Genomic DNA, 13,060 nt, shown 5'->3' on the forward strand with positions numbered 1-13,060 from the left:
CAGCACGGCAACCGTGCGTTTTGTACTCAGTCACGGGCTCCAACACCCAAGCGCGGGGCAAACTGCACGGTCTCGTCTGGCTACCACCAGACTTTACCGTACTGGTCAGTACTGAACATACAAGCGCGACCGGCTCACGAGCGCACTGATCACGACGACCTGAGGAGAGTGATCACATGAATCCCATCCGGTACATCGGACGGTATGCAACCGCCGCAGTCGTTGCGCTCGCAACGATCGGCAGCGCGCACGCGGCGGGCTGCATGAAGGGCGCGGTGGTCGGCGGGGTGGCCGGCCACTACGCGGGACACCACGCGGTGGTTGGCGCGGTCGGCGGCTGTATCGTCGGCCATCACATGGCGAAGAAGCAGGCGCAAGAGCAGGCCGCGCAGCACAAGGCCGCCGTGCAGGGCATGCAGCCGGCGCAGTAAGCGACCTCGTTACCGGGGCGATGCCGTGGCGTCGCTCCGGTGCTTCGTTCCGGCGTTCATGCGCATACCGAATTGATACGACGAATGCGTGCCGCACGCGTCGTTACGATCATTTACAACGTCGTGTGGCGCGAATGTCGCGCGTTCATAAAATGCAGTCACACAAACGCGCTCCAGGGAGCACCAGATGAAACAGCAACGATATCTGTCCGTCCTGACGGCCGCGCTGCTCGCGCTCGGCTCAGTGTCCGCGCATGCGGCGGCCGGCGGCAATGGCGGTGGCGGGGGCAACGGCGGCGGTCATGGCGCAGGCGGCTCGGGCGGCAATGCGGGCGGCATGTCCGGCGGCCACATGAGCGGCCAGGCGCTGAGCAACTCGAACGGCATGCACGCGGGCGACCGCGACAAGGGCCTCGCGCGCGCGGCCGACCGTTCCGACACGATCGCCGATCGCGCCGGCACGCAGCCGGGCCGCGGTCACTCGCACGCGCATGGCCATACCGCCCATGCGTCGACGTCCACGCATCATTCGCATCGCAACGCATTCGGCCGCACGCTGTAAGCACGGCCAGCGAATGCAGGAGAAGGGCGCTTCGGCGCCCTTTTTTCATGGTGAAAACGCAACGTGGCTGGCGACCGGAAACATCGTGCCGACCCGATTTGCAACCAGCCGTAACCGCCGCGCCCGCCCGCGAGAATACGGATTGCTTTCACGCGAATGACAGGATGAAAACCGGCCGGAGCAACAGGCGACACGCGGGCACCCGGCACGATCGATAAAAGCCGAGCCACGCCGAAAAAAAGGGCGGCTCGTCGCCGCCCTTCGTCTTACCGCCCGCCGCCCGCCGGCGGCGCACCGGAGGCCGATTCGAACAACGCATCCGCCCGCCCGACGCGCACGAAGCGCGCCGCGTCGTCGCCATCGACCAGCGCGCGGAAATGCGCCTCGCCGCACGCGAGCTTCGCGCGCTCGTGCTCGCTCGGCACGTGGCCGTCGGCATTCGGCGTATCGACGACGAAGTACAGCCGCTCGCCGCCGTCCTGTTCCGCAAGCACGGCCCAGTCCGGGTGATAGCTGCCGAGCGGCGTCTGCACGCGGAACCACGCCGGCAGCTTCGCGTACAGCTTCACGCCGTCGTGCGCTTCGAGCGCATCGGCGAACGCGCGCTCGGCGTCCGTCTCGCACACCACCGCTTCGTGGATCGACTTGCGCGCGTCCGGCCGCAGGTTGCGCAGGTAGCCGGTCAGCGCCTCGCTCTCGAACGATTCGAGCGCATGCACGTGGCGCTCGCCGAGCTTGCGGTACGCGATGCCCGCGACGAGCGCGAGCCGCTTGCAGCGGTTGATCGCATCGGCCGCGACCGCGATGAACTGCTGCGGATTCACGCGGAAATCGTCGAGCCGGCCGCTGTCGGCGAGGATCGTCGCGAGCGAGCGACGCGTGAGCTGCGTGCGGTCCTGCAGCTCGGTGAGCAGGTCGGGCAGCGGCAATTCGCCTTCGTCGAGCAGCACGGTGCCGGCGCCGGCCACCTCGATCGCCTCGATGCCGGCCTTGCCGATGTCGATCTCGGCCTTGCGCCACTGCAGCCGCGCCCGTGCGATGTCCGGCGCGTCGCGCAACGCGGCCGTGCAGTCGCGCACCAGCTTCGCGTTGTCGAACTCGACGCGGTACACGGTGCGATGGCGAATGCGATCCCACAGCGCGCGGAAATCCTCGCCGAACACGACGGCCTTGCCCGACGCATCGCGCCGCAACGCGATCGCGCGGCGCTCGTCGGCGTTGCGCACCGCGAAGCGGCCGGACAGCTTGCGCAGCGTCGCGACGATCGGCGCGCGCAGCCGCTCGAACGCGTCCGGCAGCACGAGCGCGCTCTGGCGCAGCGCATCCTTCAGCCGGTCGAGCACCTTGCCCTGCGCGTCGACGTAGCCCTGCTCGTGCAGATGGTTCCACAGCACGCGCGACAGCTCGATGCCGAGCGCATGCGCGGGGCCGTCGTCTTCCTGCACCGGCAGCGCCGCGAACTGGTGTTGCTCGACGATCCCGAAACGGATGCCCGTATCGGCCTCGATTTCCTTCTGCAGGTTTTCCGCGAACGACTCGTAGCGCTCGGTCGCGATCACGGTGAGCGTGTTCACGCCCGCGTCGCGCACGCGTTCGCCGTCCTGGTCGACGGCGAGGCGCAGCCCGCGGCCGAGCGTCTGACGGCGCTCGCGTTCGGTCTGGATGTCGCGCAGCGTGCATATCTGGAACACGTTCGGGTTGTCCCAGCCTTCCTTCAGCGCCGAGTGCGAGAAGATGAACTTCAGCGGCGTGTCGAACGACAGCAGCGCTTCCTTCTCGCGCATGATCAGGCCGTATGCGCGCTCCGCGTTCTCGCGGGCCGCCGCGCTGCTTTCGCTCGTGTCGGTCCAGCCGCCCTTGCGGTCGATCGAGAAGTAGCCGTTGTGCGCACGCTCGACCTCGAGGGCGATGTCGACGCCGTCGAACAGCGCACGGTAGGCCGGTACGCGGGCCGCGCGCGCATATTCCTCTTCGAAGATCAGCGCGTAGTCGCCCTTCACGGGCATGCCGTTCTCGTCGTAGCGGCGATAGCGCTCGACCGAGTCGACGAAGAACAGCGACAGCACCTTCACGCCGCGCTCGGCCAGACGCAGCTCCTTGTCGAGATGCTCGCGGATCGTGCGGCGGATCATCTCGCGCTGCACGGCGAGCGTGTCGATGTCGCCGAACGCCTCGCCGAGCGACAGGAACGCCTCGCCTTCCGGATGGCGCAGCTCGACGTATTCGGCGCCCTTGACCGCATGCACTTCGCCGATCCGCAGCCCCGCATACAGCGCGCGCTTGGTCAGGCGCTCGAGATCGTCGCCGTCGGTGGCCGACACGATCTGGCGCTTCACACCGGCCGCCGTCGCGACGTCGAGTTCGACGCGCGCGCTGATCGCGCCGCGCCGGTTCGACACGCCGACGAGCCGCACGTACGGCTTGTTGTGCGCATCCTCGACGATCGCCGACGCGATCTCGATCTGCTTGACGAGCTTGCGCTCGTACGCGTCGACCGCATCGAGCCGGTACACCATGTGGTGACGGTCGACGTGGGTGGCCGAATAGCGCAGCGTGCAGAGCGGCGCCATCGCGGCGAGCGCTTCGCGCCCGCGCCCTTCGAGGCCGCCGTCGACGCTTTGCGGCTCGTCGACGATCACGATCGGTCGCGTCGCGCGGATCAGGTCGATCGGCTTCTCGCCGCCGGTCTTCTCGCTGTCCTTGTAGAGGTTGTTGATCTCTTTCTTGTTGATCGCGGCGACCGTCATCACCATGATCTGGATCGCCGCGCTCGCCGCGAAGTGGCGCACCTGGCCGAGCTTCGCGGAGTCGTACAGGAAGTAGTCGTACGGCACGCCCGCGTACAGCGCGCGGAAGTGATCCTCGGTGATCGCGAGCGTCTTGTGCACGCCTTCCTTGATCGCGATCGACGGCACGACGATCACGAATTTCGTGAAGCCGTAGCGGCGGTTCAGCTCGAAGATCGTGCGCAGGTACACGTAGGTCTTGCCGGTGCCGGTCTCCATCTCGACGGTGAAGTCGCGCGAGCCGGGCAGGCCGGACGGCGGCAGCCCGCCGCGCAGCTGCACGTCGGCGAGATTGCGCGCGAGCGCGTCGTCGGTCAGCGACAGCCGGTTGCCGACGCCTTGCTCCGACACCGCGAAGCCGAGCGAGCCTTGCGCGGCGGCCGTCGTGCCGGGCGCGGCGTTCGCGAGCACGCTGAAGTCGCCGCGATACGATTCCTGGCCGCGAAACAGGTCGCAGACGGCGTCGATCGCCTCGCGCTGGTAGTCGAGATCCGCTTCGAAATGCAGCCGCATCACAGGCTCCGCACGCGCTTCACGCCGTGCTGTTCGAGCAGCGCGGCGAGATTGAGCTTCGCGACGTCGTCGACGAAGCCGCTGTCGCGGAACAGGCACGTGACGTCGCGCGACGCGCCGGTGGCGTCGAGCAGGTCGACGATGCCGTCGGCGAGCGGGCCCGCGTCGTCGCGCGACAGGCGCGCATCGAAGCACGCGACGATCGCGCGCCCGATCAGGTGCACCGTCTTGCCGGCCACCTGGTGATGCTCGACCGGCGTGCACAGGTCGAGGCCGAGCTTGAGCGTCAGCTCGGCGAGCAGGTCGTCCTCGGTGCGGCCGGTCTTCACGTGTTCGACGGACGCGAACAGCGCATGGTCGAAGTCGTCGCGGCGCGGGTCCCACTCGATCACGTTGGTCGTGTCGAGCCGGTACACGCGAAAGCCGAGGTCGCCATAGCTTTCCGGATAGTCGCGCGCGACCTGCTGCGCGGCGCGGCGCAGGCGTTCCTTCGTGATTTCGGCGAGCGTCAGCGGTTTTTTCAGCTTCGCGCAGAAATCGGCGGCGGCCGTCTGCGTCTTGTCGCGGCGGTCGAGCGCCTCGGGCAGCTGCACGAGGATGTAGCGGCGCGCGCCGCCGTCGGTCGCGTTCACCTGCATGACTGCGTGGCCGGTCGAGCCGGAGCCGGCGAAGCAGTCGAGCACGATGTCGTCGCCGCGCGTGCACCAGCCGATCACGGCCGCCGCGAAGTCGACCGGCTTCGGCAGGTCGAACGGGATGCCGAGCGTCTTCAGCAGCGCGTCGTCGGAGCCGGCGAACGGCAGCACCGACGGCACGTTCTCGTACATGTTTTCGTCGAGGTAGTAGATCCGCTGCGGCTGCGTGGTTTCATCCGGGCCGAATTCGATCTGGCCGCGTTCGAGCAACGCCTGCATCGTCGCCGGCGGGTTGCGCCAGCCGCGCGCCGGCATCGCGCACGGCTTGCCGGTGACCGGGTGGATCAGCGGCGTGAAATATTCTTCGGGCGCCTTCTTCTTGTTCGGCCAGGCCATCGACACGAGGCGGTACACGCGGCCTTCCGCCGACAGCCGGTCGTACATCACCTCGCCGCCGGACAGGTTGGTCTGCGCCTTCATCCACGCGCGGTACGCCTTCTGCGCGTCCTTCGGGTTGCCGCTGCGGTACACCGCGTCGTGCGCGGCGTCGAGCATGCGCTGCGCGTTGCGCTTCGGGCGCTTGAGCGGCGCCCGTTCGAGCAGCGTCTCGGCGTTGCGCGCGAACAGCACCAGCGATTCGTGCTGGTACGCGACGCCGCGCGCGTCGCCCTTCGGGTTGCGCTTGTCCCACACGGCCACGCCGAGCTCGTTTTCCTCGCCGAAGATCTCGCGCAGCATCAGCACCAGCGCATGCACTTCGTGCTCGTCGATGTGCACCGCGATCAGCCCTTCGTCGGACAGCAGCGCGTGCGCGAGCTTCAGGCGCGGATACATCATGTTCAGCCAGTCGGTGTGGAACCGGCCGTTCGCCTCGGTGTTGGTGCTGCGCTTCACGCCGGCTTCGGTCTGGCCCGTCATCGCCAGGTAGTGGCGGATGCTGTCGCTGAAGTCGTCCGGATAGACGAAATCGCTGCCGGTGTTGTACGGCGGATCGATGTAGACGAGCTTCACCTTGCCGGCGTAGCTCTTGTGCAGCAGCTTCATCACGTCGAGGTTGTCGCCCTCGATCACCAGATGGCGCGTGTCGTCCCACGCGACGCTGTCGTCGGGGCAGGGCCGCAGCGTGCCCGTCGACGGCGTGAGCGCGGCCTGGCGCGCGGCGCGCTTGCCGTGCCAGTGGAAGCCGTAGCGCTCGTCGGCGTCGCCGACCGTGCGCTCGCCGACCAGCGCCTTCAGCACGTCGACGTCGACCGACGCGCCGTGCGGGCCTTCGGTCACGAGTTCGGGGAACAGCGCCTTCAGGCGCGCGACGTTGTCGGCGGTGAAATCCGTCGACATCGCCTGCGGGCTGGCCGCATCGAGTTTCTGCATCGTCTTTTCCATCGGAACCCGGCCGCGCGCGCCAGGACGTCGGGCGCGCTCACGGCACCGGCGGCAACGGCCGCCCGGGCAAACCCGAAACGCTAGCGAGTCGGTCGGCGCAGGTCAAGCGCCGATGTGGGCCGGGCGCGTGCGCATCGGCCGCGATCGCCCGCCGGACGGGCCGCGAGCGGGTTCGGGCCGGTTGTCGCACGGGGCGGCCGGCGGGCGCGCGACGGCGCCGCGAAAAGGCTGAAACAGGACGAAAAAAAGGGCACGGTCGGCGCAAAGCGCCGGCGTGCCCGCATGGAGAATCCCGGATGGAGGGTGCGGCAGGGCCCGGCGGGCCCCGCCCGGATGACCGCCTCGGGTCAGAAGCGCGTGCGGATGCCCGACGTCAGTTCGAGCTGGTTCTTCGCGCCGAACGTCGACGACACCGTGTAGCCGCCGTGCAGCTTCATGTAGTCGCCGGCCAGGTACACCTCGGTGCGCTTGCTCAGGTGATAGAACACCGACCCGTAGATCGTCTCCTTGAAGCCGTTGGCGACGCCGTTGGTCAGGCTGAACGCGCCGAGGTTGGCGTTCGGCGTGAAGCCGTCCGCGTTGTTCGCGGCGTTCTTGATGCGCATCTGCTGGTAGCCGAGCTCGTAGTCGAGCGCGCCCTTCGGCGCGATCTTCATCGACACCGTCCACGAATCGTCGTGGCGCTGGCCGAGCGGGCCCTGGTCGCCGTTGTAGCGGAAGTAGCCGGCATTCAGGCGCACGATGTCGAACGTGTAGTTGCCGCCGACCGAGAACGTCTGGTTCCGGAAGCCGTTGTGGTTCACGTGGTTGTAGAAGCCCGACACGGCGAACGGCCCGCCGTTGTAGCCGAGCGCGGCCTGGTACGCGGAGCCGGTCGCGAACGACGTCGAGTTGCTGAACTGGTAGCCGGCGCTCGCGAAGATGCCGTTGCTGAACAGCTTCTTCCACGCGACGCCGTTGTTGTAGCGCGTGCCGGTCGGGCCGGCCGCGTAGAAGATCATCTGCTTGAAGTTGTTCGAGTTGGTCCAGCCGCCTTCCTCGGTCGACAGCTTCGCGGAGCCGTACGCGTCGCCGTAGATCGTCGCCGCATCGCGCGCGATCGTGTTCTGGAAGCCGGCCGTCAGCTTGCCGAAGCGCTCGTCCTCGACGCCGACCCACGCGTCGCGGTCGAAGATCTGGCCTTCGTCTTCCATCTGGCCGTTCGCGACCACGAATTCGCTTTCCAGGCGGAAGATGATCTTCGTGCCGCCGCCGATGTCTTCGGCGCCTTTCAGGCCCCAGCGGCTGCCGCTGAACCACGGTTCGCCTTCGTTGCCCATCCCGATCACGTGCTTGCCGTTCGCATCGGCATGGGTCCGGTAGGTCGGAAAGCTCAGGTCCATCAGGCCGTAGAGCTGCACGCTCGACTGCGCATGCGCGTGGCCGGCGCACAGGCCCGCCGCCGCGATGGAAAGGGCAAGGGTTTTTCGTTTCAAGATCGTCTCCTCCGAGCTGCCGCATTGAAATCCGGTCGTTGGCAGTACGTAATGTATGCCGACTCTTGCCGGCCACAGCGAGCGGGCCGACGCATAGCATCGTAGAGGGGGCAATCCTTCACGGCGCTTTCCCGGCGGAAAGAATCGGATCGGTGAAAACACCGAACGCGCAGCCATCACGGATCGGGCACGCGAGCGGAAGCGGTTCTGCCGGACGTCGGGCAGGCTTCGACGATGATTCGCGCTACGAATTGATATGCGGAAGGCGGGAAGCGCGCCGCGTCAATCGTGCGCGCTCTTCATGCGCAGGATGTAGCCGAGCCCGCGCAGCGTGATGATCTCGGCCGTGCTGCCGGCGAGATGCTTGCGCAGCCGGTGGATGTAGATGTCGATCGCGTCGGCGCTGGGCTCGTCGTCGAGCGCGAACACGCTGTCCATCAGTCGCGCCTTCGACACCGTCTTGTTCTGCTGCAACATCAGCGTTTCGAGGATCGCGTGCTCGCGGCGGCGCAGCGCGAGCACCGCGTCGCCGCAGCGGAATTCGCGCGTGCCGAACGCATAGACGAGGTCGCCGCACACGAGCTGGGTCGTGCCGACGCCGGCCTGCCGGCGGATCAGCGCACGGATGCGCGCCACCAGCTCGCGCGACTCGAACGGCTTCACGACGTAATCGTCGGCGCCCGCGCCGAAGCAGTCGACCTTGTCGTCGACCGAGCCGTGCGCGGTCAGCATCAGCACCGGCACGTTGTCATTGCGGCGCCGCAGCCGTGCGAGCACTTCCTTGCCGCTGATGCCGGGCAGGCGCATGTCGAGCAGCACCGCGTCGTAGCGTTCGGTCTTGAGCACCGTGTCGGCCCGTTCGCCGTCGCCGACGCAGTCGACCGCGAAATCCTCGCCGCGCAGCAGGTTCACGATCCAGTGCGCGAGCTCGGCGTTGTCTTCGACCAGCAAAAGTTTCATGACGGCGTTCTCTTCAATCGAAAGCGGGCAACCGCACGGTCACGACGATCCCGCGATTGCCGGGCCCCGGCGCGAGCGACACGCTGCCGCCGTGCGCCTGCGCGATCTCGCGGACGATCGCGAGCCCGAGGCCCGAGCCCTCGGTGTCGGCCGACACGCGGTAGAACCGCTTGAATACGTGCGGTCGCGCTTCGGCCGGGATGCCGGGGCCGTCGTCGACCACGTCGAGCACGATCGCCTCGCCGTCGCGCCGCGCGCAGACCGTCACGCAGCCGCCCGGCTGGGTGTAGCGCACCGCGTTGTCGACGAGGTTCATCACCAGCGCGGTGAGCAGGCTGTCGCTGCCCGCGACGTCGAGCCGCTCGCCGAGATCCGCGCCGAGGTCGATGTCGCGCCGCTGCGCGAGCACGATCGTCTCCTCCAGCACGCTCGACACCACCGCGGCCAGGTCGACGCGCTGGGTCAGGAGCGTCGACGGCGTCGCTTCCGCGTGCGCGAGCAGCAGCAGCTTGTCGGTCACGTCGGCCATCTTGCGGCTGCTGCGCTGCATGCTGTCGAGCACCGACGCGAGTTCACGATCGTCGTTGCCGCGCTGCTGCGCGTACTGGATCTGCGTGTCGAGCACCGCGATCGGCGTGCGCAGCTGGTGCGCGGCATCCGCGATGAAGCGGCGCTGCGTGGCCGTGTGCGTGTTCAGGCGCGCGATGCACTGGTTGATCGCGTCGACGATCGGCCGCAGTTCGTATTGCAGCCGCTCCGGGCGGATCGGCTCGAGTTCCATCGGCCCGCGGTCGGCCACGTCGTCCTTCAGCTTCATCAGCGGGCGCAGCTCGAAGGTGAGGCCGAGATAGACGAGCACCACCGCGAGCACCAGCATCAGCGACAGGCGCACGAGCTGCGGCCGCCAGATCGTCGCGACCATCGCGCCGTACGAACGCGTCGTTTTCGCGACGACCACGGTGACCGTCTCGACCTGCCCCTCGTCGTACAGCTGGCGGTCGTAGGCCACCGCGCGCAGCGGCACGCCGTCGAGCGACGTGTCGTACAGCGTCGGCTCGATGCCGTGCCGCGCGGGCAGGTCGAGCGCCGGATTGCCGGCGAGCAGGCGGTCGTGGCCGTCGACCACCTTGTAGAACACCGAGTCGCCCGACGGCGATTCGAAGATCTCCAGCGCGGCGGGCGGCACATCGGCCGCCGGCCGGCCGTTGCGCCATTCGACGTCCTCGCCGATCGTGCGCGCGGACGCGACGAGCGCGCTGTCCTGCACGAGCGCGGCCGTGGTCCGCGCGGTGTCGTACGACATCGCGCCGGCGATCAGCACGAATACCGCGAGCGGCAGCAGCAGCCACCACAGCAGTCGTCCGCGCAGGCTGTGCGCCATTCTGTTGCGCTCCTTCCCGGAAATGCCGAACCGCGCCGGGGTCGCCGGCGCGGTCGGGGTGTCATGTCAGGCGCCGGCGGGCGGCGCTCAGAACGCCGCGGGGCGCCACTTCAGCAGCCGCTTCTCGATCCGCGTCAGCAGGTAGTCGGCGGCCAGCGCGACCACGGCCAGCACGATCATCGCCGCGAACACGCCGCTCGCGTTGAACGCGCCCTGGGCGGTGGAGATTAACAGCCCGATCCCCTGCTTGGAACCCAGGAATTCGCCGACCACCGCACCGACCAGCGCGAAGCCGAAGCTCACGTGCAGGCTCGCGAGAATCCAGGAGAGCGCGGACGGGATCACGACCGACGTGGTGATCTGCCGGCGCGACGCGCCGAGGATCTGCGCGTTCGCGATCAGGTAGCGATCCGCTTCGCGCACGCCCTGGAACGCGTTGCCGAACACGACGAAGAACACCATCACGACGGCCAGCGCGATCTTCGACGCCATCCCGAGGCCGAGCGCGATCACGAACACCGAGCCGAGCACGACGCGCGGAATCGAGTTCGCGATCTGGATGTACAGGCCGAACACGTCGGCCATCAGCTTGTTGCGGCCGAGCACGATCCCGCAGATCACGCCGGCCACCGAGCCGATCAGGAAGCCGATCGCGGTTTCCTCGAGCGTGACCCACACCTGCGTGAGCAGCGGACCCTGCGACGTGCCGTTCACGAACCAGTCCTGGATCTGCGCGAAGATCAGCGACGGCATCGAGAAGAAGAACGGATCGATCCATTTCAGCCGGGCGGCGAGTTCCCACCCGCCCAGCACGATCACGAGTACGGCGATCCGCAGCGTGACGATCAGCGTGCGCCGGCGGCGCAGCCGGCGTTGCGCGGCGCGCTCGTCGTCCTCGAGCGTGGTCGCCGGAAGGGCGGTGGTGGGAAGCGTCATGTCGGTCATGCTCCTGTCCTTGCTGTTTCTTGCCGGTGCTTGTCGTGCGGCGTATGCGTCAGCCGATCTGCACTTCTTCGCGCAGGTCGTGCCAGATGTCCTTGGAAATTTCGATGAAGCGTGCGTCGTAGCGCACTTCCGACATGACGCGCGGGCGCGGCAGGTCGATTTCATACACGCGCTTGAGCGTCGCGGGGCGGGCGGTCAGCACGAACACGCGGTCGGCGAGCGCGATCGCTTCCTCGAGATCGTGCGTGACGAACACGACCGACCCCTTGTTCGCGGACCACAGCTGCAGCAGCTCGTCCTGCATCAGCGTGCGGGTCTGCATGTCGAGCGCGGAGAACGGCTCGTCCATCAGCAGGATCTCCGGCTGGTTGATGAAGGTCTGCGCGAGCGCGACGCGCTTTCTCATCCCGCCGGAGAGCTGGTGCGGGTAGTGTTTGGTGAACTTGTCGAGGCCGACCTTGCGGATCCACTCCTCGGCCTGCGCGTACGCGACGTCCTTCGAGCGGCCGCGAAACAGCGGGCCGGCCGCGACGTTGTCGATCACGTTGCGCCACGGGAACACGGCGTCGGCCTGGAACACGAAGCCGATGCGCGGGTCGATCCCGTCGACCGGGCGGCCCATCACGCGGACTTCGCCCGACACGGGCTTGAGCAGCCCGGTGATCAGGTTCAGCGTGGTCGACTTGCCGCAGCCGGTCGGGCCGACGATCGCGATGAATTCGCCGCGCGCGACGCTCATGCTGAAGTCGCGCAACGCGACGGTGGCCTTGCCTTCCGGCGAAATGAAGCGGCACGACACATTGCGAAACTCGATCGCCGGTGTGCTCGGGGAGACTGCCTGATTCATCGCATCGATCCTGCGGGTGAGGAGGGCGTCGCAGTGGCGGCGCCGGGCCGGTCAACCGGGCCGGAACGGGGAACGCCCGGCGGCGGGATCGCCGCCGCCGGCGTCGCGGCTTACTTTGCGTTCACGAAATCGTTCGTATAGGTGCGCGCCAGGTCGATGTGCTTGCCCTTCACCGACGGATTGAACGCCGACAGCACCTTCAGCACGGTCGCCGGGCCGTCGGCCGGCATCTTGCCGTCGGCCGTGTACATCGGCAGCGACGCCTTCAGCGCGGTCACGTACAGCGCCTTGTCCTTCTGGTAGTCGGCCGGCATCTTCGCGGCGATTTCCTCGGCGCTGTGCGTGTGGATGAACTGCATCGTCTTCGCGAACGCGTGCGCGAGCTTGGTCGCCTCCGCCTTGTGCGCATCGGCCCACGCCGACTGCACGTACAGGCTCGCGGCCGGGTAGGTGCCGCCGAGCGCGGCGCGCGTGCCGTCCAGCGTGCGCAGGTCGACCAGCACCTTCGCGTCGCCCATCTTCTCGAGCGCGGACACCGTCGGCTCGGTCGTCATCCCGGCGTCGATGCGGCCCTGCTTGATCGCGGCGATGAAGCTCGCGTCGGCGCCGACCGGCAGCATCGTGTACTGCGTCGACGGCACGCCGTGCTGCAGCGCAAGGTATTGGGTGAGGAAGCTCGTCGACGAGCCGAGGCCCGTCACGCCGAGCGTCTTGCCCTTCGCGTCGGCCATCGACTTGAAGGTCGGCGCGGCCTTGGTCGAGACCATCTCGACTTCGCCCGGCACCTGGCCGAACACGGCGATCGCCTTCACGTCCTTGCCCTTGCTCTGCAGGTCGATGGTGTGATCGTAGAAGCCGACGACGCCTTGCACGGCGCCCGCGAGCAGCTCGTTCTCGGCGTCGACGCCGGCCGGCTGCGACAGCAGCTCGACGTCGAGCCCTTCGGCCTTGAAGTTGCCGAGCTCCTGCGTGAGCCGCGCGGGCAGGTAGATCAGCTTCGCGATCCCGCCGACCATGATCGTGATCTTGCCGCCGTCGTCGGCGAACGCGGGATGAGCGGCGAGCGCGCAGCTCAGGCTGGCTGCAACGGCGAGGGTGCGCAGGATGGGTCGCATCGGGGTCGTCTCCTTCGTTGTATTCGT

At 67.9% G+C, this 13,060-nt stretch carries 10 protein-coding genes; 2 read left to right on the forward strand and 8 right to left on the reverse strand.

Annotation, left to right across the window (positions count from 1 at the left end; genetic code table 11):
- Positions 1 to 176: 176 nt before the first annotated feature.
- Positions 177 to 431: a glycine zipper 2TM domain protein gene (locus tag MMB92_RS32110; protein ID WP_006487314.1), complete on the forward strand. Its 255-nt coding sequence runs from the start codon at positions 177 to 179 to the stop codon at positions 429 to 431.
- A gap of 187 nt (positions 432 to 618) precedes the next feature.
- The gene (locus MMB92_RS32115; RefSeq protein WP_048984953.1) at positions 619 to 993 is read left to right on the forward strand and encodes a hypothetical protein; all 375 of its coding nucleotides are present in this window, start codon (positions 619 to 621) and stop codon (positions 991 to 993) included.
- Positions 994 to 1,259: 266 nt separating this feature from the next.
- On the opposite strand, the gene MMB92_RS32120 is transcribed toward MMB92_RS32115, so the two are convergent.
- From MMB92_RS32120 to MMB92_RS32155, 8 genes are all read right to left on the reverse strand, one after another.
- On the reverse strand, positions 1,260 to 4,292 hold the full coding sequence (locus MMB92_RS32120) for a DEAD/DEAH box helicase family protein (protein WP_006495409.1): 3,033 nt from the start codon (positions 4,290 to 4,292) through the stop codon (positions 1,260 to 1,262).
- A complete protein-coding gene (locus tag MMB92_RS32125) occupies positions 4,292 to 6,310 on the reverse strand; it encodes a site-specific DNA-methyltransferase (RefSeq protein WP_034178472.1) in 2,019 nt (672 codons plus the stop codon). The genes MMB92_RS32120 and MMB92_RS32125 overlap by 1 nt, the downstream gene beginning before the upstream one ends.
- A 347-nt stretch (positions 6,311 to 6,657) precedes the next feature.
- Positions 6,658 to 7,785: a porin gene (locus MMB92_RS32130; RefSeq protein ID WP_043204954.1), complete on the reverse strand. Its 1,128-nt coding sequence runs from the start codon at positions 7,783 to 7,785 to the stop codon at positions 6,658 to 6,660.
- 282 nt (positions 7,786 to 8,067) lie between these two features.
- On the reverse strand, positions 8,068 to 8,745 hold the full coding sequence (locus MMB92_RS32135) for a response regulator (RefSeq protein ID WP_006491276.1): 678 nt from the start codon (positions 8,743 to 8,745) through the stop codon (positions 8,068 to 8,070).
- Positions 8,746 to 8,758: 13 nt separating this feature from the next.
- On the reverse strand, positions 8,759 to 10,126 hold the full coding sequence (locus tag MMB92_RS32140) for a sensor histidine kinase (RefSeq protein ID WP_277563180.1): 1,368 nt from the start codon (positions 10,124 to 10,126) through the stop codon (positions 8,759 to 8,761).
- Positions 10,127 to 10,213: 87 nt separating this feature from the next.
- Positions 10,214 to 11,062 (reverse strand): ABC transporter permease, encoded by an 849-nt coding sequence (locus tag MMB92_RS32145; protein WP_006491277.1) that lies wholly within the window; start codon positions 11,060 to 11,062, stop codon positions 10,214 to 10,216.
- A gap of 58 nt (positions 11,063 to 11,120) precedes the next feature.
- A complete protein-coding gene (locus MMB92_RS32150) occupies positions 11,121 to 11,918 on the reverse strand; it encodes an ABC transporter ATP-binding protein (RefSeq protein WP_006491292.1) in 798 nt (265 codons plus the stop codon).
- Positions 11,919 to 12,028: 110 nt separating this feature from the next.
- A complete protein-coding gene (locus MMB92_RS32155) occupies positions 12,029 to 13,033 on the reverse strand; it encodes an ABC transporter substrate-binding protein (RefSeq protein ID WP_277563181.1) in 1,005 nt (334 codons plus the stop codon).
- Between the last annotated feature and the right edge of the window lie 27 nt (positions 13,034 to 13,060).

The sequence above is a fragment of the Burkholderia sp. IO2 genome (assembly GCF_029522185.1).
GTDB lineage: Bacteria > Pseudomonadota > Gammaproteobacteria > Burkholderiales > Burkholderiaceae > Burkholderia > Burkholderia cenocepacia.